This window comes from Streptomyces sp. NPDC037013 (assembly GCF_055607265.1).
On record NZ_JBVJRV010000007.1, the window covers coordinates 386,774 to 405,474 of the forward strand.

At 74.3% G+C, this 18,701-nt stretch carries 16 protein-coding genes; 4 read left to right on the forward strand and 12 right to left on the reverse strand.

The window, feature by feature from the left end:
• Positions 1–489 precede the first annotated feature (489 nt).
• On the forward strand, positions 490–1,365 hold the full coding sequence (locus ACZ7DY_RS27135; protein WP_471139371.1) for an alpha/beta fold hydrolase: 876 nt from the start codon (positions 490–492) through the stop codon (positions 1,363–1,365).
• 44 nt (positions 1,366–1,409) lie between these two features.
• Here ACZ7DY_RS27135 and pdxH read toward each other — a convergent pair whose 3' ends face one another.
• Positions 1,410–2,114: a pyridoxamine 5'-phosphate oxidase gene (pdxH, locus tag ACZ7DY_RS27140; protein WP_471139374.1), complete on the reverse strand. Its 705-nt coding sequence runs from the start codon at positions 2,112–2,114 to the stop codon at positions 1,410–1,412.
• A gap of 307 nt (positions 2,115–2,421) precedes the next feature.
• On the opposite strand from pdxH, the gene ACZ7DY_RS27145 reads away from it, so the two are divergent.
• A complete protein-coding gene (locus ACZ7DY_RS27145) occupies positions 2,422–3,522 on the forward strand; it encodes a citrate synthase 2 (RefSeq protein WP_471139375.1) in 1,101 nt (366 codons plus the stop codon).
• 17 nt (positions 3,523–3,539) lie between these two features.
• Here ACZ7DY_RS27145 and ACZ7DY_RS27150 read toward each other — a convergent pair whose 3' ends face one another.
• From ACZ7DY_RS27150 to ACZ7DY_RS27185, 8 genes are all read right to left on the reverse strand, one after another.
• Complete coding sequence (locus ACZ7DY_RS27150; RefSeq protein ID WP_471139376.1) at positions 3,540–4,145, reverse strand: TetR/AcrR family transcriptional regulator; 606 nt, start codon at positions 4,143–4,145, stop codon at positions 3,540–3,542.
• The gene (locus ACZ7DY_RS27155; protein ID WP_471139379.1) at positions 4,133–4,867 is read right to left on the reverse strand and encodes an enoyl-CoA hydratase family protein; all 735 of its coding nucleotides are present in this window, start codon (positions 4,865–4,867) and stop codon (positions 4,133–4,135) included. The genes ACZ7DY_RS27150 and ACZ7DY_RS27155 overlap by 13 nt, the downstream gene beginning before the upstream one ends.
• A gap of 17 nt (positions 4,868–4,884) precedes the next feature.
• Complete coding sequence (locus tag ACZ7DY_RS27160; protein ID WP_471139381.1) at positions 4,885–6,075, reverse strand: acyl-CoA dehydrogenase family protein; 1,191 nt, start codon at positions 6,073–6,075, stop codon at positions 4,885–4,887.
• On the reverse strand, positions 6,072–7,940 hold the full coding sequence (locus ACZ7DY_RS27165; protein ID WP_471139383.1) for an acetyl/propionyl/methylcrotonyl-CoA carboxylase subunit alpha: 1,869 nt from the start codon (positions 7,938–7,940) through the stop codon (positions 6,072–6,074). Before ACZ7DY_RS27165 ends, ACZ7DY_RS27160 begins: the two co-directional genes overlap by 4 nt.
• A 35-nt stretch (positions 7,941–7,975) precedes the next feature.
• The gene (locus tag ACZ7DY_RS27170) at positions 7,976–9,580 is read right to left on the reverse strand and encodes an acyl-CoA carboxylase subunit beta (protein ID WP_471139385.1); all 1,605 of its coding nucleotides are present in this window, start codon (positions 9,578–9,580) and stop codon (positions 7,976–7,978) included.
• Positions 9,577–11,298 carry an acyclic terpene utilization AtuA family protein gene (locus ACZ7DY_RS27175; RefSeq protein ID WP_471139388.1) on the reverse strand — a complete coding sequence of 574 codons (1,722 nt, stop codon included), beginning with the start codon at positions 11,296–11,298 and terminating at the stop codon, positions 9,577–9,579. Before ACZ7DY_RS27175 ends, ACZ7DY_RS27170 begins: the two co-directional genes overlap by 4 nt.
• Positions 11,295–12,092, reverse strand: a complete 798-nt coding sequence (locus ACZ7DY_RS27180) for a TIGR03084 family metal-binding protein (RefSeq protein ID WP_471139389.1) — start codon at positions 12,090–12,092, stop codon at positions 11,295–11,297. Before ACZ7DY_RS27180 ends, ACZ7DY_RS27175 begins: the two co-directional genes overlap by 4 nt.
• A 107-nt stretch (positions 12,093–12,199) precedes the next feature.
• On the reverse strand, positions 12,200–13,210 hold the full coding sequence (locus tag ACZ7DY_RS27185; RefSeq protein ID WP_471139391.1) for an EamA family transporter: 1,011 nt from the start codon (positions 13,208–13,210) through the stop codon (positions 12,200–12,202).
• Between the two features lie 338 nt (positions 13,211–13,548).
• Between ACZ7DY_RS27185 and ACZ7DY_RS27190 the strand changes: the two genes are divergently transcribed.
• Positions 13,549–14,475, forward strand: a complete 927-nt coding sequence (locus tag ACZ7DY_RS27190; protein ID WP_471139392.1) for a LysR family transcriptional regulator — start codon at positions 13,549–13,551, stop codon at positions 14,473–14,475.
• Positions 14,476–14,660: 185 nt separating this feature from the next.
• Here ACZ7DY_RS27190 and eno read toward each other — a convergent pair whose 3' ends face one another.
• The gene (eno, locus tag ACZ7DY_RS27195) at positions 14,661–15,950 is read right to left on the reverse strand and encodes a phosphopyruvate hydratase (protein WP_471139395.1); all 1,290 of its coding nucleotides are present in this window, start codon (positions 15,948–15,950) and stop codon (positions 14,661–14,663) included.
• Between the two features lie 194 nt (positions 15,951–16,144).
• Between eno and ACZ7DY_RS27200 the strand changes: the two genes are divergently transcribed.
• A complete protein-coding gene (locus tag ACZ7DY_RS27200; RefSeq protein ID WP_471139396.1) occupies positions 16,145–16,579 on the forward strand; it encodes a MarR family winged helix-turn-helix transcriptional regulator in 435 nt (144 codons plus the stop codon).
• On the opposite strand, the gene ACZ7DY_RS27205 is transcribed toward ACZ7DY_RS27200, so the two are convergent.
• Both ACZ7DY_RS27205 and ACZ7DY_RS27210 read right to left on the reverse strand, forming a co-directional pair.
• The gene (locus tag ACZ7DY_RS27205; protein ID WP_471139398.1) at positions 16,576–17,520 is read right to left on the reverse strand and encodes a C40 family peptidase; all 945 of its coding nucleotides are present in this window, start codon (positions 17,518–17,520) and stop codon (positions 16,576–16,578) included. The two genes, ACZ7DY_RS27200 and ACZ7DY_RS27205, sit on opposite strands and share 4 nt — an antisense overlap.
• 24 nt (positions 17,521–17,544) lie before the next feature.
• Positions 17,545–18,678, reverse strand: a complete 1,134-nt coding sequence (locus ACZ7DY_RS27210) for an SPFH domain-containing protein (protein ID WP_471139401.1) — start codon at positions 18,676–18,678, stop codon at positions 17,545–17,547.
• Between the last annotated feature and the right edge of the window lie 23 nt (positions 18,679–18,701).

Below are 18,701 nucleotides of genomic sequence, written 5' to 3' on the forward strand. Positions count from 1 at the left end.
GTCCAAGATTCAGTGTGCGGAATCGCAGCGCCCGAGCGTTTTGCGTGCGAGGCTGTCGCGAGAGGCATATGACCTGAGGGCTCTTGACCGTGTCGGCGCCAGGTCTGGCCGCACGGCCGGAGAGGGGGCTGGAGGATGTGCCCGTCTGGTGAGCTCGGACGCCCGCCCGGCGCGCGCCCGTGTGCGCCCCGCCTGCCGCGAGAAGGCGAGGGCCCCGGCGCCCGTGAGCGCCGGGGCCTGTCCTCCCCTGTACTGACCCGGAGCCCCGAGCTCTCAGGGTCATTCCCCTCGGACCGGTTTCCCCGAGCGGTCCGCCTCCCGATGAAGATCTCCCCTCGGCCGCGCCGGTCAATCCTTGAGCGTGGTCACCCGAACGAGGGGTGTTACCGGCAAACCGGCCTTTTTCGAAAGAAAGTTCGATAACGTGCGGGGGCGTGGAGCAGGACCAGGCGTGGAACCCGAGCGGAACCAAGGGGGGTGCCAGGAATCATGGTGCGGCGCATCGACGTGACGGGCGCGGGTGGCGTACGCCTCGCCGCCTGGGAGTACGCCGATCCTCCCAAGCTCAGGGAGGCCGAGGGGCCGCCCGGCGGGGTGCTCCTGCTGCACGGCCTGATGGGCCGCGCCTCCCACTGGGTCGGTACGGCCCGCTGGCTCTCCGAGCGGCACCGCGCGGTCGCCCTCGACCAGCGCGGCCACGGCAGGAGCGAGAAGCCCGCCGAGGGCCCCTACACCCGCGATGCATACGTGGACGACGCCGAGGCCGCCCTCGTCCAGCTCGACCTCGCGCCCGCCGTCCTCGTCGGCCACTCCATGGGCGCGCTCACCGCCTGGCAGCTCGCCGCGCGCCGCCCCGACCTCGTCCGGGGCCTGATCATCTGCGACATGCGGGCCTCCGCGCTCGGGGCCGCCTCCCAGCGGGAGTGGGAGGACTGGTTCAAGTCCTGGCCGGTGCCGTTCGCGACCCTCGCCGACGTCCGCAGGTGGTTCGGCGAGGACGACCCCTGGGTGGAGCGGCCCAACCCCGCGCGCGGCGAGTTCTTCGCCGAGGTGATGACGGAGGGCCCGGACGGCTGGCGGCCCGTCTTCGACCGCGCGCAGATGCTGGAGTCCCGCGAGACGTGGGTGCACGACGCGCACTGGGAGGAGCTGATCCAGGTCCGCTGTCCCGCGCTCGTCGTGCGCGGCCAGGACGGCGAGCTCGGCCGGGCCGAGTCCCAGGAGATGGTCCGCGTCCTGCCCCGCGGGGAGTACGCGGAGGTGGCGGACGCCGGACACCTCGTCCACTACGACCAGCCCGCGGCGTGGCGGGCGGCGATCGAACCGTTCCTGGACGGGGTCCTGACGGGGGCCCCGCCGACGTAGGCGGGCCCCGCCACGGGCCTCAGGGGCTCAGTGCCTGAAGGGCCTCAGGGGCTCAGGCGCTCGACGCGCCACCCCTCCCCCGCCTCCCGGCGTACGTACCGCAGGCGGTCGTGCAGGCGGTCCGCCCTGCCCTGCCAGAACTCCACCGCGAGCGGCCGCACCCGGAAGCCGCCCCACTCCGGCGGCACCGGGACCTGCTCACCCTCGGGGTAGCGGGCCGCCAAGTCGGCGTAGGCGCGGTCCAGTTCGTCCCGGGAGCCGAGCACCGACGACTGGGCGCTGGCCCAGGCGCCGAGCTGGGAGCCGTGCGGCCGGGTCCGGAAGTAGGCGACGGTCTCCTCGCGCCCGACGCGCTCCGCGCGGCCGGAGACGATCACCTGACGGGCCACCGCGTGCCAGGGGAAGAGCAGCGAGACGTACGGGTTGGCGGCCAGCTCACGGGATTTGCGGGAGCCGTAGTTGGTGAAGAAGACGAAGCCCCGCTCGTCGAAGCCCTTCAGGAGCACCGTGCGGGAGCTGGGCCTGCCGGTCGCGTCGGCGGTGGAGACGACCATGGCGTTCGGCTCGTGGACGGCGCCGCCCTCGCAGGCCGCCTCCTTGAACCAGCGCGCGAACTGCTCCATGGGGTCGGCGGGCAGGTCGTCCTCGGTGAGCCCCTCGGTGACGTACTGCTCACGCATGTCGGCCGGCTCGGGCGGGGATGTCGGGAAAGCGGCGCTGGCGTCGGTCACACAGTCATCCTGCCGCATCGGGGGCCGGGCCCGCGGGCGCGGTGCGGCCCGGCGAGGTGACGTGTGGCACTGAGTGCCGTATCGCATCGCCAAAGGTGGCACCAAGGGATATCGTCCTGCTGCCGAATCGGTTGGGTGACCACCAGCCTCACTGGGCATCACCGGAGTGCACGTTCCGGACCGCGAGTCGACGAATTCGCCACAGATGGGCGGATTGGACCGCGTAACCGGGCCGTGTTCGCCCACTTCTGACCGATGGTCATGAGCTGATCGCCTTGCCTCACTCGAAAACCATCATGTCGAACCCATCACGAGGAGCCGCCTGATGTCCGACTTCGTACCCGGACTTGAAGGAGTCGTCGCGTTCGAGACGGAGATCGCCGAACCGGACAAGGAAGGTGGCGCGCTGCGCTACCGCGGTGTCGACATCGAGGACCTGGTCGGCCACGTCTCCTTCGGGAACGTGTGGGGCCTGCTCGTCGACGGCGCCTTCAACCCCGGCCTGCCGCCCGCCGAGCCCTTCCCGATCCCGGTGCACTCCGGTGACATCCGCGTCGACGTCCAGTCCGCCCTCGCGATGCTCGCCCCCGTCTGGGGGCTGCGCCCGCTGCTCGACATCAGCGAGGAGCGGGCCCGCGAGGATCTGGCGCGCGCCGCCGTCATGGCCCTGTCGTACGTGGCCCAGTCGGCCCGCGGGCAGGGGCTGCCGATGGTGCCGCAGCGGGAGATCGACAAGGCGGACACGGTCGTCGAGCGGTTCATGAAGCGCTGGCGCGGCGAGCCCGACCCCAAACACGTCCAGGCCGTCGACGCCTACTGGACGTCGGCCGCCGAGCACGGCATGAACGCCTCCACCTTCACCGCCCGCGTCATCGCCTCCACCGGCGCGGACGTGGCGGCGGCGCTGAGCGGCGCGGTCGGCGCGATGTCCGGGCCGCTGCACGGCGGTGCCCCCTCGCGGGTCCTCGGCATGATCGAGGAGATCGAGCGGACCGGGGACGCGGTCGCGTACGTCAAGCAGGCCCTGGACAAGGGCGAGCGGCTGATGGGCTTCGGGCACCGGGTCTACCGGGCCGAGGACCCGCGGGCGCGGGTGCTCCGGCGCACCGCCCGTGAGCTGGGGGCGCCCCGCTTCGAGGTCGCCGAGGCGCTGGAGAAGGCCGCCCTGGACGAGCTGCACGCCCGCAGGCCCGACCGGGTCCTCGCCACCAATGTGGAGTTCTGGGCGGCGATCGTCCTGGACTTCGCCGAGGTGCCGGCGCACATGTTCACGTCGATGTTCACGTGTGCGCGGACGGCGGGCTGGTCGGCGCACATCCTCGAACAGAAGCGGACGGGCCGGCTCGTGCGCCCCTCGGCACGGTACGTGGGGCCGGGCTCCCGCAGCCCCCGGGAGATCGACGGGTTCGGGGACATCGCGCGCTGACGCTCAGCGGGCGACGCTCACCGCAGCGCCCCCTCCACCAGCACCGTCCACTGCGCCACCACCCGCTCCCGCCGCGCCCCGTCGTCCGTGAGGAGGTTGGCGAGGCCCAGGCCCCGCGCCATGTCCAGGAGGCCCTGGATGGTCTCCCGGACGCCGGGGCGGGACTCGTCGGCGCCCAGGAGACCCACCGCGATGCGGTGGGTCTCGCGGCCGACGCGGGCCTCCAGTTCCGTGACCCGCGTGCCGAGCTGGGGCTCGTTCGAGGCCGCCACCCACAGGTGGAGCGCCGCGCGGAAGAGCGGGCCGGTGTAGAGGTCGACCAGGGCCGCGACCACCGAGGCCGGGTCGGTTGCGGGGAGGGCGCGCAGCGCGGTGGAGCGCTGCTCGGCGACGTACTCCACGGCCGCCGTGAAGAGGTCCTCCCGGGTCGGGAAGTGGTGCTGTGCCGCGCCGCGCGAGACGCCCGCCCGCTCGGCGACCACCGAGACCGTCGAGCCCGCCCAGCCGTGTTCGGCGAGGCAGGAGACGGCGGCCTCCAGGAGTCTGAGCCGCGTGGCGCGGCTGCGGTCCTGTTTGGGCGCGCGGTCCCGCGCGGTCCCGTCGGCGGCGGTCACAGCACCCATGGGCGCTCCCGTCGTTCGAGGAACGCCGTCATGCCCTCGCGCGCCTCGGCGGAGCCGAAGAGGCGCGCGGACAGGGCCACGAGGGCGTCCGATTGGCTGTCGAATGCGTCGAGCACCCTAGCCGTGAGCAGCTTCTTCGTCTCGGCCAGGGCGCCCGGCGCCGCCGCGCGCAACCCGTCGAGCAGCGGTTCGAGGGTGGCCCCGGCGTCGGCCCCGTACGCCGTGATCAGGCCGATCCGGGCCGCCTCCGCCGCGTCGAAGCGCTCCCCGGTGAGGTAGTAGCGGGAGGCGGCTGCCGGGTCGAGGCGGGGCAGCAGGGGCAGGGAGATCACCGCGGGGGCCACGCCGATGTGCACCTCGGTGAAGGCGAACGTGGCGGCCGGGCCCGCGACGGCCAGGTCGCAGGCGCCGAGCAGCCCGAGGCCGCCCGCCCTGACGTGGCCGTCCACCCGGGCGACGACGGGCTTGGGCAGCTCCACGATCTGCCGCAGCAGCCGTACGAAGTCCCGCGGGTCGGGTGGCGCCTTCAGGTCGGCGCCCGAGCAGAACGCCGTGCCGGTGTGGGTGAGCTGGACGGCGCGGACGGCCGGGTCGTCGCCTAGGCCGGCGAGGGCCTCGGCGAGGGCGCCGACCAGCTCCGCGGAGAGCGCGTTGCGGCGGTCGGGGAAGTCCAGGGTGAGGTCGGTGATCCCGCGCCGCGGCGAGGAGACGACGAGACTCATGGCAGCTCCTCGGCGGGTCAGTAGGACTTGGGCAGGCCAAGCGTCTGGTGCGAGACGTAGTTGAGGATCATCTCCCTGCTCACCGGGGCGATCCGGGCCACCCGGGAGGCCACGATGAGGGAGGCGAGCCCGAACTCCTTGGTGAGGCCGTTGCCGCCGAGGGTGTGCACGGACTGGTCGACGGCCTTCACGCAGGCGTCCGCGGCGGCGAGTTTGGCCATGTTGGCGGCCTCGCCCGCGCCGACGTCGTCGCCCTCGTCGTAGAGCCGGGCGGCCTTCTGCATCATCAGGCGGGCCAGTTCGATCTCGACGTGGCACTGGGCGAGGGGGTGCGCGATGGCCTGGTGGGCGCCGATCGGGGACTTCCACACGCTGCGTTCCCGCGCGTACTCGACGGCGCGGGACAGCGCGTAACGGCCCATGCCGAGCGCGAACGCGGCGGTCATGATGCGCTCGGGGTTGAGGCCCGCGAAGAGCTGGAGCAGCCCCGCGTCCTCGTCGCCGACGAGCGCGTCGGCGGGCAGCCGCACGTCGTCGAGGACGAGCTCGAACTGCTTCTCCGCGGCCTGGAGTTCCATGTCGATCCGGCGCCGGCCGAAGCCGGGGGCGTCGCGCGGGACGATGAACAGGCACGGCTTGAGGTTGCCGGTCCGCGCGTCGGAGGTGCGGCCGACGATGAGGGTGGCGTCGGCGATGTCGACGCCGGAGATGAAGACCTTGCGGCCGGTCAGCAGCCAGTCGCCGGAGTCGGGGTCGCGGCGGGCGGTGGTGGTGATGCGGTGGGAGTTGGAGCCGGCGTCGGGTTCGGTGATGCCGAAGGCCATGGTGCGCGAGCCGTCGGCGAGTCCGGGCAGCCAGGTCCGCTTCTGCTCCTCGGTGCCGAAGCGGGCGATGACCGTGCCGCAGATCGCGGGCGAGACCACCATCATCAGCAGCGGGCAGCCGGCCGCGCCCAGCTCTTCGAGCACGATGGAGAGTTCGGCGATGCCGCCGCCCCCGCCGCCGTACTCCTCGGGCAGGTTGACGCCCAGGTAGCCGAGTCCGGCGGCGTCCGCCCAGAGTTCGTCGGGGTGGCCGCCGGCGGCGGCGACGCGGGCCAGGTAGTCGCGGCCGTACCGGCGGCCGAGGGCGGCGACCGCGGTGCGCAGCGCCCGGTGCTCGTCGGTTTCGAGGACGGTGCTGCGCGACGTGGTGCGAGCGGTGCTCATGAGGCTTCTTCCTCCTGGACGACGGCGAGCAGCGCGCCGACCTCGACCTGGCGGCCGGGTACGGCGTGCAGGGCGGTGAGCGTTCCGGAGGCGGGAGCGGTGATGCGGTGCTCCATCTTCATGGCCTCCAGCCAGACGAGGGGCTGCCCGGCGCTGACCGGCGAGCCCTCGGTGAGCCCTTCGGCGACGCGGACGACGGTGCCGGGCATCGGGGCGAGCAGGGAGCCGGGCGCGCGGTGGGCGGTGGGTTCGGGGAGCAGCGGCAGCGCGGTGAGGGCGGTGTCCCCGCGGGGTGTGCCGACGTGGACGCGGTCCCCGTACCGCGTGACCGTGTACGTGCGCCGTACGCCGTCGGCTTCGAGCACCACGAGCCCCTCGCTCACGCCGAGCACCGTCACGCCTTCGGCGGCGGGCCCCTGCCGGGTGTGGTGGTAGCGGACCTCGTGTTCGGTGCCGTCGGGTTCGGTGCGGTAGCGCTTGAGGTGGGGCTGGGAGCGCAGGTTGCGCCAGCCGCCGAACCGGGAGCGGCCGTGCGCGTCGGCGAGCGCGGCGGCGAGCGGTGCGTGCGGGTCGGGGGTGGTGGTGGTGAGGGCGGCGGCGTGCCGGTCGTAGAAGCCGGTGTCCATGCGGCCCGCGGTGAACTCGGGGTGGCGCAGGGAGCGTACGAGCAGGTCGCGGTTGGTGACGGGGCCGTGGACGGCGGCGCGTTCCAGGGCGCCGGCCAGTCTGCGCAGGGCCTCGGCGCGCGTCGGCGCGTGGGCGACGGCCTTGGCGAGCATCGCGTCGTAGTGCACGCCGATGGTGTCGCCCGCGGTGTAGCCGGTGTCCAGGCGCACGTCGCCGGGGACGTCGAGGCGGTGCAGGGTGCCGGTCTGCGGGGCCCAGCCGGCCGCCGGGTCCTCGGCGTAGAGGCGGGCCTCGACGGCGTGTCCGCGCTGGGCCGGGGGCGCCGCGTCGAGGGCTTCGCCCTCGGCGACGCGGATCTGCAGCGCCACCAGGTCGATGCCGAACACGGCCTCGGTGACGGGGTGTTCGACCTGGAGGCGGGTGTTCATCTCCAGGAAGTGGGCCCGGCCGCCGGCCACCAGGAATTCGACGGTGCCCGCGCCGCGGTAGTCGGTGACGCGGGCTGCGCGCACGGCCCGTTCGTGGAGTTCGGCGACGAGTTCCGGGGCGAGGCCGGGCGCGGGGGCCTCCTCGATGACCTTCTGGTGGCGGCGCTGGAGGCTGCAGTCGCGGGTGCCGAGCGGCCACACGGTGCCGTGCGCGTCGGCCATGATCTGCACCTCGACGTGGCGGCCGCCCTCGATGTACGGCTCGACGAACACCTCGCCGTCCCCGAAGGCGGCGGCGGCCTCGGCCCGCGCGGCCGCCAGCTCCCCTTCGAGCGCGGCGAGTTCGCGTACGACGCGCATGCCGCGGCCGCCCCCGCCCGCCGCCGCCTTCACCAGGACGGGCAGGTCGGCCTCGGTGACATGGGCGAGCGGTGCGACGCCCATCAGCTCCTTGGCGCGCGTCTTGGACGCCATCGCCTCGATCGCGCCGGGCGGCGGCCCGATCCAGACGAGGCCGGCGTCGAGGACGGCGCGGGCGAACCCGGCGTTCTCGGAGAGGAAGCCGTAGCCGGGGTGGACCGCGTCGGCGCCCGCGTCCTGCGCGGCCTTCACGACGAGGTCGCCGCGCAGGTACGTGTCCGAGGGCGCCGCCCCCGGCAGCCGTACCGCGGTGTCGGCCTCGCGTACGTGCAGGGCGTCCGCGTCGGCGTCGGAGTACACGGCGACGGTGGCGATGCCGAGTTCCCGGCAGGTGCGGAAGACGCGGCAGGCGATCTCGCCCCGGTTGGCCACCAACAGGGAAGTAATCATGGGGAGTTCCTCGCATCACGCATAGGAGGGGGTCCTCACATCCGGAAGACGCCGAAGCCGCCGCGCGCGCCCTCGTAGGGCGCGGTGTGGATCGCGGAGAGGCACAGGCCGAGGACGGTGCGGGTGTCGCGCGGGTCGATGACCCCGTCGTCGTAGAGCCGCCCGGACAGGAACATCGGCAGCGACTCGGACTCGATCTGCCGCTCCACCATCTCGCGCAGCGCGGCGTCCGCCTCGTCGTCGTAGGGCTGCCCCTTCGCGGCGGCGGACTGCCGGGCGACGATGGAGAGCACCCCCGCGAGCTGCTGCGGGCCCATGACGGCGGATTTGGCGCTGGGCCAGGCGAAGAGGAAGCGGGGGTCGTAGGCGCGTCCGCACATGCCGTAGTGGCCGGCGCCGTAACTCGCCCCCATGAGCACCGAAAGGTGCGGCACCCGGGAGTTGCTGACCGCGTTGATCATCATGGCGCCGTGTTTGATGATGCCGCCCTGCTCGTACTCCTTGCCGACCATGTAGCCGGTGGTGTTGTGCAGGAAGAGCAGCGGGATGTCGCGCTGGTTGGCGAGCTGGATGAAGTGGGCGGCCTTCTGGGACTCCTCGCTGAACAGCACGCCCCGCGCGTTGGCGAGGATCCCGACGGGGTAGCCGTGCAGGGCCGCCCAGCCGGTGACGAGCGAGCTGCCGTAGAGCGGCTTGAACTCGTCGAAGTCGGAGCCGTCGACGATGCGGGCGATGACCTCGCGCGGGTCGAAGGGCTTCTTCAGGTCGTCGGGGACGATGCCGAGCAGTTCGTCCTCGTCGTACTCGGGGGGCGCGACGGCCGCCGGGTCCGGGTCGGCGTACGCCTTGCGCCAGTTGAGGCGGGCGACGACGCGGCGGGCCCGGCGCAGCGCGTCGTGTTCGTCCTCGGCGAGGTGGTCGGCGAGGCCCGAGGTGCGGGCGTGCATCTCGGCGCCGCCGAGCGACTCGTCGTCGCTCTCCTCGCCGGTCGCCATCTTCACCAGCGGCGGGCCGCCGAGGAAGACCTTCGCCCGCTCCTTGACCATGATCACGTGGTCGCTCATGCCGGGCACGTAGGCGCCGCCGGCCGTGGAGTTGCCGAAGACGACGGCGATGGTGGGGATGCCGGCGGCGGAGGACTGCGTGAGGTGTTTGAAGAGGGCGCCGCCCGGGATGAAGATCTCCTTCTGCGAGGGCAGGTCGGCGCCGCCGGACTCCACGAGGTGGATGGACGGCAGCCGGTTGGCGTGGCCGATCTCGTGCGCCCGGAAGGCCTTCTTCAGCGTCCAGGGGTTGGAGGCGCCGCCCCGGACGGTCGGATCGTTGGCGGTGATCAGGCATTCGACGCCCTCGACGACGCCGATGCCGGTGACCATGGAGGCGCCGACGGGGTAATCGCTGCCCCAGGCGGCCAGCGGGGACAGCTCCAGGAAGGGCGTGTCGGGGTCGAGGAGCAGCTCGATGCGTTCGCGGGCGAGCAGTTTGCCGCGCCCCCGGTGCCGGGCGACGTACTTCTCGCCGCCGCCTTGCAGCGCCTTGGCCTGTTCGGCGTCGAGTTCGGCGAGCCGGTCCAGCATGGCCCTGCGGTGCTCGGCGTACTCGGCGCTCGCGGGGTCGAGCGCGGAGGCGAGGACGGTCACAGGAGTACCTCCGGTATGTCCAGGTGGCGGGCGCGCAGCCACTCGCCGACGCCCTTGGCCTGCGGGTCGAAGCGGGCCCGTGCGGCCACGCCTTCGCCGAGCAGCCCTTCGACGACGAAGTTCAGGGCGCGCAGGTTGGGCAGGTCGTGGCGGGTTACCGGCAGCTCCGCGGTCTCCGGAAGCAGCAGGCGGAAGCGGTCGACGGTCAGTTCGTGGGCGAGCCACCGCCAGGCGTCGTCGTCGCGCACCCACAGGCCGACGTTGGCGTCGCCGCCCTTGTCGCCGCTGCGGGCCCCGGCGACGAGACCGAGGGGGGCGCGGCGGGTGGGCCCCGGCGGCAGCGGCGGGGGCAGCGGGGGCCGTTCGGGCTCTTCGAGTACGAGGGTTCCGGCGCCGGAGGTGATGGGTGTGCGCCGTCCGTCGGGCAGGACCGCCACGTGGTCGACGGTGTCCCGGTCGACGTACGCGGCCTCGAAGACGCCGTAGGGCGAGCCCTTGCCGGGCGGCGCGGTCACGTGGAAGCCGGGGTAGCTGGCGAGGGCCAGCTCGATGGCGGCGCCGCTGAGCGCGCGGCCCACCGCGTCCGGGTCGCCGTCGCGCACGACGAGGCGGAGCAGGGCGCTGGCGCTCTCCTCGGTGGGCGCGTCGGCGCGGTCGGTGCGGGCCAGCTCCCAACGGACCTCGGCGGGACGGGATTTGGCGCGGTCGAGGGCGTCCTCGGTCTGGGCGCGAACCAGAGCGGCCTTGGCCTCGATGTCGAGTCCGGTGAGGACGAAGACGACTTCGTTGCGGAAGCCGCCGAGCCGGTTGAGGCCCGTCTTGAGGGTGGGCGGCGGGGCCTCGCCGCGCACCCCGTCGACGCGGACGCGGTCGGGGCCGTCCTGGGTGAGGGTGACGGTGTCGAGGCGCGCGGTGACGTCGGGGCCCGCGTACCGGGCGCCCTGCGTCTCGTAGAGGAGCTGCGCGGTGACCGTGCCGACGTCGACGAAGCCGCCGGTGCCCGGGGGCTTGGTGATGACGGACGAGCCGTCCTCGTGGATCTCGGCGATCGGGTACCCGGGCCGGCGCACCGCGTCCGGCCCCCTGCCGTGCCCGGTGAAGAAGGCGTAGTTGCCGCCGGTGGCCTGCGTGCCGCACTCCAGGACGTGCCCGGCGACGACGGCGCCGGCGAGCCGGTCGTACTCCTCGGGCCCCCAGCCGAAGTGCGCGGCGGCGGGCCCGGTGACCAGAGCGGCGTCGGTGACGCGGCCGGTGACGACGACGTCGGCCCCGGCGGTCAGGCAGGCGGCGATGCCGGCGCCGCCGAGGTAGGCGTTGGCGGTGAGCGCGCCGGGGAAGCGGGCGCCGAGGTCGTCGCCCTCGACGTGCGCGACCCGCGTCTCGCCGAGGCCGAGCCGCCCGGCCAGTTCCCGTACGGCGTCGGCGAGTCCGGCCGGGTTGAGGCCGCCCGCGTTGGCGACGATGCGGACGCCCCGCTCGCGGGCGAGGCCGAGGCACTCCTCCAGCTGCCGCAGGAAGGTCTTGGCATAGCCCTTGGCGGGGTCCTTGAGCCGGTCGCGGCCGAGGATGAGCATGGTCAGCTCGGCGAGGTAGTCGCCGGTGAGGACGTCGAGGGGGCCGCCGGTGAGCATCTCGCGCATCGCGTCGAAGCGGTCGCCGTAGAAGCCGGAGGCGTTGCCGATCCGCAGGGGCGGCGGTGTCGCGCCGGGCGGTGTCATGCCGCGCCCCCCTTCGGCGGCCGTCCGGTGCCGGGCGGCCCGGCGAAGGCCTGCGCGATGTCCAGCCAGCGGTCGGCGTCGGGGCCCTCGGCGCGCAGGGCGAGGTCGGCGCGGTGGGCGCGCCGGGTGACGAGCAGGCAGAAGTCGAGGCCGGGGCCGGCCACACGCTGGGCGGCGTCCTCGGGCCCGTACGCCCACACCTCGTCCGTGCCGGGCGCGGTCAGCTCGACCCGGAACTCCTCCTGCGGGGCGCCGAGTCCCCGTACGGCGAAGGAGAAGTCACGCGTCCGCACGCCGATCCGCGCCACATGCCGCAGCCGGCCGGTCGGGGCGCGGCGCACACCGAGCGCGTCCGCGATGTCCTGGCCGTGCGCCCAGGTCTCCATGAGCCGTGCCGTCGCCATGGAGGGGACGGCCATCGGCGGCCCGTACCAGGGCAGGCGGGTGCCCGCGGGGGCCGCGCTCAGGGCCTGCCACAGGGCGTCGCGGCCGGTGCGCCAGCGGGCGAGGAGTTCGGCGGGCGGCAGCGCGGCGCCCTCCTCGGCTCCGTCGTCCACGAAGGAGTCGGGGGCCGCCGCCGCCTTCTCGGCCTCGGCGGCGAAGGCGTCCGGGTCCGTGGCGGCGAGCAGGGCGGCGCGGTCGGTCCAGGCGAGGTGGGCGATCTGGTGGGCGACGGTCCAGCCGGGCGCGGGGGTCGCCAGCGACCACCGTTCCCGGCTCACCTCCGCGACCAGGCGGTCGAGTTCCTCGCTCTCGGCGCGCAGGTCGTCGAGCACGGGCAGGGCATCGGGCACGGAACGCTCCCCTCGGGGCACGACTGTGGTCTCCCCCGCTCGCAGGGGGCCGAGGGGGGTGCCTGGGAGCATGGCAGCGCTCGGAGAAACAATCAAGCGTGCTTGCATTACTTTCCGGACGGCTCCACGGATGCGGACGGCTCGACGGCTGCGGACGACTCGACGGCTGCGGACGGTGCCACAGCTCCGGAGGCCCCCACGGTCGGCCCGGTGGCGGCGTCCTCCGCGCGACCCCGGCGGCCCCGCCCCACCTGGGTCCGCACCGCGCCCATGCTCGCCGCGATGACCAGGGCGATGGCCAGCGCCTCGGAGACGGACAGGGCCTGGCTCAGGACGAGGAACCCGGCGACCGAGGCGATGGCCGGTTCCAGACTCATCAGGATCGCGAAGGTGTGCGCGGGCAGCCGCCGCAGCGCGAGGAGTTCGAGGGTGTACGGCAGGACGGACGACATCAGCGCGACGGCCGCGCCGAGCGCCAGCGTGACCGGGTCGACCAGCTTCGCCCCGGCCCCCACGATCCCGAGCGGCAGGAAGAGCACCGCCGCGACGGCCATGGCGAGGGCGAGGCCGTCGGCCTGCGGGAAGCGCCGTCCGGTGCGTGCGCTGAAGAGGATGTACGTCGCCCACATCGCGCCGGCGCCGAGCGCGTAGGCGATACCGGCCGGGTCGAGACCGTCGAGGCCGCCCCCGCCGCCGAGCAGGAAGACGCCGCAGAGCGCGAGCCCCGCCCAGATCAGGTTGACGGCGCGGCGCGAGGCGAGGACGGAGAGCGCCAGCGGCCCGAGGACCTCAAGGGTGACGGCGGGACCCATGGGGATGCGGGCCACCGCCTGGTAGAAGAGGCCGTTCATCCCGGCCATGGCGATGCCGAAGGCGACGACCGTGCCCCAGTCGGCGCGGGAGTGGCCGCGCACCTTCGGCCGGCACACGACGAGCAGCACGAGCGCGGCGAAGACGAGCCGCAGCGCCACGATGCCGACCGCCCCGACCCTCGGCATCACGCTGACGGCGACGGCGCCGCCGAACTGCACGGATATCCCGCCCGCGAGGACGAGCCCGACCGGGCCCAGCGCGCCGAACCGCCCGCGGACGCCGGGCTGCCGCGTCTCGGGGGTCACCTCCGCCTCCGGGGTCACCCCCGCCCCGGGGACGGCCGGAGCCGTGGACGCTGCCTGATCGCTGCGGGAGACCTTCACGGGCGAGCCTTTCCTGATGCGGTGACGCGGTGGTGCGGCGATGCGGTGGTACGGGGGAGGCGTTGGAGCGGTGAGGCGGTGCCGCACCCGCCGGTAGTCCGGTAGTCCACTTTCCTGGACTCCACCGTCTAAGGTAGTGCACTGGAACAGGATTGTGCTGCCGTTTCGCTGCTGTACGCAACCCACGTCCACATATCGAAGCTACGGCGCCCGGCACGGCTTGTGAAATGCCGCTTGTGCTGTCGTTATGCTCCGCGGACATGACTGATCCGACCGGTATGAGCGACCGCGGCGGCGGCACCGGCTCCGTCGAGGTGCGCCATCTGCGCTGCTTCCTCGCCGTCGCCGAGGAAGGCAGCGTCACCCGCGCCGCCGCCCGGCTGCACGTCACCCAGCCCGCCGCCTCCCGCACGCTCGCCGCCCTGGAGGACGCGCTCGGCGTGCGGCTCGTGGACCGCTCTACGCACCATTTGACGCTCACCGCGGCGGGGCACGCGTTCCGGGACAGGGCGGCGGCCGCCGTCGCCGCGTTCGAGGACGCGCTGGACGCCGGGCGCTCGGTGCGGCGGCCGCTGCGCCTCGGGCACGCCTGGGCGGCGGCGGGCCCCTCCACCACACCGCTGCTGCGCCGCTGGCGCGCGGCCCACCCCGACGTACCGCTGGAGCTCCTGCGCATCGACGACCGCACGGCGGGGCTGGTCCGCGGCGCGGTCGACGTCGCGCTGCTGCGCGGGCCGGTCGACGCGCCGGGCCTGGTCACCGAAGTTCTCGGCACGGAGGACCGGGTGGCCGCCGTGCCCGCCGACAGCCCCCTCGCGGACCGTGCCGCCCTCACCCTCGCGGACCTGGCGCACCACACGATCGCGCTCAACCCGGTCTCCGGCACCACCACGCTCGACCTGTGGCCGCCCGGCGCGCGGCCCACCTCCACGATCACCGTCGCCAACACCGACGACTGGCTCGCGGCGATCGCCGCGGACCGCGCGGTGGGCGTCACGACCGCGGCGACGCCCGGCCTGCACCGGCACCCCGCGGTCGCCTACCGCCCCCTCACCGACGCCCCGCCACTCCTGGTGGTCCTGGCCTGGCGGGACTCCCCCTCGCGCCACCCGGCCGTCGCGGCGCTGGTGGCACTGGCGCACGAGGTCACCGCGGACGGCGCGGCGCGGCGGCCTGACGGGTCCTAGGCGTCCGCGAAGTCGCGTCTGGCCCGCGACGCCTGGCACGCGCGCTCGCCGCGTTGTCGGGCCCGCCCGAGTACGTCCGGTACGAGGGCGACACTCCGCCTTGCGATCGCACGCACCAGACACCGCGGGCCCAGACACCGCGGGCCACGCCCTTCGGCCGAACGACGCGCCCCTGCGGCCACGCCCTAGGCGCTCGCGCGGCCGTACACCGCCGACTTACCCAGCTCCTCCTCGATGCGGATGAGTCGGTTGTACTTGGCCGTGCGGTCCGACCGCGAGAGGGAGCCGGTCTTGATCTGCCCGCACCCGGTGGCGACGGCCAGGTCCGCGATGGTCGTGTCCTCCGTCTCGCCGGAGCGGTGGGAGATGACCGCCGCCCAGCCGGCCGCCCGCGCGGCGCCCACCGTCCCGAGCGCCTCGGTCAGCGTCCCGATCTGGTTGACCTTGACCAGGACCGCGTTCCCCACGCCGGTACGGATGCCCTCCCGCACCAGCGCCTCGTCGGTGCAGAACACGTCGTCCCCGGTCAGCTGGCAGCGGGCCCCGACCCGCGCCGTCAGCGCGCGCCACCCGTCGAGGTCGTCCTCGGCCATCGGGTCCTCCACCGAGACGACCGGGTAGGCGTCGATCAGCGCGGCGAGGTAGTCGACCTGCTCGGCGGGGGTGCGCCGGACGCCCTCCCCCTCGTACACGTACGCGCCGTCCCGGTAGAACTCGGACGACGCCGGGTCCATGACGAGACCGATGTCCGCGCCGGGCCGGTACCCGGCACGTTCGATCGCGGCCATCACGAAGTCGAGCGCCTCCTCGGCCGTACGGAGCGCGGGCGCGAAGCCGCCCTCGTCGCCGACGGCAGTGGAGTGCCCCGCGGCCAGCAGGTCGCGGCGGAGCGTGTGGAAGACCTCGGAGCCCATCCGGACGGCTTCCGCGAAGGTCTCCGCGCCCACCGGCGCGATCATGAACTCCTGGAAGTCCAGCGGATTGTCGGCGTGGGCGCCGCCGTTGACGATGTTCATCATCGGCACGGGCAGCACCCGCGCGTCGGCGCCGCCGAGGTGGCGGTAGAGCGGCTGCCGGTGCGAGCGGGCGGCGGCCTTGGCGGTGGCGAGGGAGACCCCGAGCAGGGCGTTGGCGCCGAGCCGCGCCTTGGTGGGCGTGCCGTCGAGCGCGGTCAGCGCGGCGTCGAGGCCGGCCTGGTCGTCGGCGTCGCGGCCGGTGACGGCGTCCGCGATCTCGCCGTTCACGTGGGCCACCGCCCGGTCGACGCCCTTGCCGTGCCAGCGCCGGGGGTCGCCGTCGCGCAGCTCCACCGCCTCGCGGGCGCCGGTGGAGGCGCCGGAGGGGACGACGGCGCGGCCCAGGGATCCGTCGGCGAGGAGGACGTCGACCTCGACGGTGGGGTTGCCGCGGCTGTCCAGGACGGCGCGAGCGGTGACGGCACGGAGAGCGGTGGCCTCACGGGTGCGTGCGGGCATGGGAGTTCCTTCCCTTGTCACTGCCGGGCCACGGCTGCGACGACGCTGGCGCTCGGCCCGACGCCGAAAACTATACAGCCTTGCTGTTAAGCGCCGCTGTTCAGTCGTGCTGTTCAGGACTGCTGTTCAGGACTGCTGTTCAGATGCGCTGTTCAGTGCCGCTGTGCAGCGGCGTTTCCGGGTTAAAGTGCCCTATGCCCACCCCGGAAGCCGCCGCCGTCGCCGCCGACCTGCGTACCGCGATGGGCAAACTGACCCGGCGCGTACAGCGCGAGGACGTCATCCCGCACGGCCAGGTCGCCGTGCTCGGCGTGCTCGACCGCGACGGCGCCATGACGACCAGCGACCTCGCGGCCGATCAGCGTGTACGCCCGCAGTCGATGGCCCGCGCGGTCGGCCTCCTCCTCGACCAGGGCCTGGTCACCCGCAGGGCCCACCCCACGGACGGCCGCAAGTCCCTGATCGACCTCTCGGACGCCGGGCGGGCCGCGCTGGAGGCGGAGCGCGGCCGCCGGGCCGGCTGGCTCGCCCTGGCCATCGAGGGCGAACTCACCGAGGACGAGCGGGAGGTGCTGGCGCGCAGCGCGGCCCTGATGGAACGCCTCGCCGCGCGCCAGGGGCTCTCCTAGCGGACCCGCCCGTACAGGTTCGGACGGTACCGGTCGAAGGACGAGACACGGACGGTCTTGCCGGGCCGCGGCGCCTCCAGGTACGTGCCGCCGCCCAGGTAGATCGCCACGTGGTGGATGCCTGACGGGGTGCCGTCGCCGCTCCAGAACACGAGGTCGCCGCGGCGGAGTTGGTCCCGCGTGATCGGTGCGGCGGCGCGGTACTGCGCGTCGGCCACGCGCGGCAGCGTGATGCCCGCGCTCCGGTAGGCGGCCATGACCAGACCCGAGCAGTCCCACCCGTGCGGGCCGTTGCCGCCCCAGACGTACGGGTCGCCGAGGTGCCGCATGGCGTACGAGATGGCGGCCTCGGTGCCGTACCGGGTCGGCGTGCCGGTGCCGGTTCCTGTGCCTGTACCCGAGCCCGTACCTCTGGCCGACCCGCCCGGCGCGGGCGCCGGTGCCGGTGCCGGTTTCGCGGAACGGCCGGTGCGCCGCTCGTACTTGTCCTTGTGGCTGGTCCAGTACCAGTGACCCGCCCGCTGGTACCAGTACACGCGGTCGCCGGCGTCCCAGCCCTGCCGGCCCCGGAAGACCGGCTCGGCCCCGGCGGACCGGCGGGCGGACCGGGTCACGGCCTTGCCCGGCGGGGCCACGGACCCCTTGCCGCCGCGCGCCAGGTACTTGTCGCGGTGCGCGGTCCAGCGCCACCAGCCGGTGGCGTCCTTGTACCAGTACCGGCTGCCGTCCCAGCCCGCGCGGCTCGGCGCGGGTTCGGCCGACGCGGTGCCGGCGGCCGCGCCCACCAGGACGGCCGCGCCGACGGCGGCCGCCACGGCTCCGCGCACGCCGCCGCACCGCCCCCGCCCGGCGGGGCCCGCGGCGCCCGGGGCGGGTGGCCCGGCGCAGTGTCCGCAGGCGCAGTCGTCGGGCACTTCTTCGCTGAATCGGGGTGTCTGCACTCCGGCCCTCTCCTTGCGTACGGTTCAGTGGGTGTCGACGGCGCTTCCGCGCGCCGTGCAGAAGGCCACCGTCAAGTCCTTGACCAGCGCCTTCCGTTCGTAGTCGTCGAGTGCGACCAGTCCTTTCTCGGTGAGTCCGCGGACGGTGTCGTCCACCGCGTCGAGCACCGACGCCAGCACGCCGTCCCGGTGCTCGGCGTCGAGGGCGGCGAGCCGGCGGCGCCGCATCGCGGCGGCCATCTCCGGCGCGTACTCAAGGCGCGTGGGCCGGGCCGAGAACACCTCGATGCCGACGGCCCGGCACTCCGCCGCAAGCTCCCTCGTCAGCGCGTCGCCGACGGCACCGGCGTCCCGCAGGGTCGGTGTGCCGTCCGCGGGCTCGTGGAAGGAGTCGGCCGGCAGCCGCGACATCACGTCGGCGGTCACCGCCTCCACCTGTTCGCGCAGGTACGCGGTGTGGTCGTCGACGGCGAGGAGCGCCCGCGCCGTGTCCTTGACCTGCCACACCACCAGGACGACCACCCGCAGTTCGACGCCCCGCGCGTCGACGGCGGCCATCGGCTCACCGCGCCAGTGCCGCAGCCGTACGTCCACGCGCCTGCGCGGCGTCAACGGGCTGATCCACAGGAGTCCGGTGCGGCGCACGGTGCCCCGGTACCTGCCGAAGCGCGACAGGACCCACGCGGTGCCCACCCGGCCCCGGGTGAGGCCGCCGAGGGCGAGGAGAACGAGGGTGCCGCAGCCGCCGACGGCCGCCCAGCGGGGGGCGTCGAGCCCCGTGCGGGGGTGCTCGGGCACGCGAAGGACCGCGCCGATCCGGGCGGGGAGCAGCCCCCCGGACCAGATCAGCGCGCCCGCCCCGGCGACGGCGAGCGCCGCCACGAGCAGCGCCCACCATCCGGAGCAGGCGGGCCCGCGCCGTTCCGTCCCGCCCCGGTCGGGCCGGGGCGGAGCGGGCGCCCGCCGCGCCGGTGCGGCCACGGGGGGTCGTTTTCCTGGCTGGAGCCCCTCCGGCCGCGCTTGGCCCTTGGGCCGGGCCTCCACACCCCGGGCCTCCGGACGGCCGTTCCTGGTCGGGGACTTCGGCGGCTTGGGCAGCTCGGCCGTGTCGTCGCGGAAGAGCAGGCCCATGGGGATGGAGCCGCGACGGTCGCGCATGACCAGTTCAGGACGCCCCGCTG

Bases quoted from the DNA above. Each gene is read 5' to 3' on its own strand.
- ACZ7DY_RS27190 (WP_471139392.1), top strand. From the start codon at position 13,549: ATGACTGATCCGACCGGTATGAGCGACCGCGGCGGCGGCACCGGCTCC.
- ACZ7DY_RS27175 (WP_471139388.1), bottom strand. From the start codon at position 11,298: ATGACACCGCCCGGCGCGACACCGCCGCCCCTGCGGATCGGCAACGCC.
- ACZ7DY_RS27210 (WP_471139401.1), bottom strand. From the start codon at position 18,678: ATGCGCGACCGTCGCGGCTCCATCCCCATGGGCCTGCTCTTCCGCGAC.
- eno (WP_471139395.1), bottom strand. From the start codon at position 15,950: ATGCCCGCACGCACCCGTGAGGCCACCGCTCTCCGTGCCGTCACCGCT.
- ACZ7DY_RS27160 (WP_471139381.1), bottom strand. From the start codon at position 6,075: ATGAGCACCGCTCGCACCACGTCGCGCAGCACCGTCCTCGAAACCGAC.
- ACZ7DY_RS27200 (WP_471139396.1), top strand. From the start codon at position 16,145: ATGCCCACCCCGGAAGCCGCCGCCGTCGCCGCCGACCTGCGTACCGCG.
- ACZ7DY_RS27155 (WP_471139379.1), bottom strand. From the start codon at position 4,867: ATGAGTCTCGTCGTCTCCTCGCCGCGGCGCGGGATCACCGACCTCACC.
- ACZ7DY_RS27145 (WP_471139375.1), top strand. From the start codon at position 2,422: ATGTCCGACTTCGTACCCGGACTTGAAGGAGTCGTCGCGTTCGAGACG.
- ACZ7DY_RS27135 (WP_471139371.1), top strand. From the start codon at position 490: ATGGTGCGGCGCATCGACGTGACGGGCGCGGGTGGCGTACGCCTCGCC.
- pdxH (WP_471139374.1), bottom strand. From the start codon at position 2,114: ATGCGGCAGGATGACTGTGTGACCGACGCCAGCGCCGCTTTCCCGACA.
- ACZ7DY_RS27165 (WP_471139383.1), bottom strand. From the start codon at position 7,940: ATGATTACTTCCCTGTTGGTGGCCAACCGGGGCGAGATCGCCTGCCGC.
- ACZ7DY_RS27150 (WP_471139376.1), bottom strand. From the start codon at position 4,145: ATGGGTGCTGTGACCGCCGCCGACGGGACCGCGCGGGACCGCGCGCCC.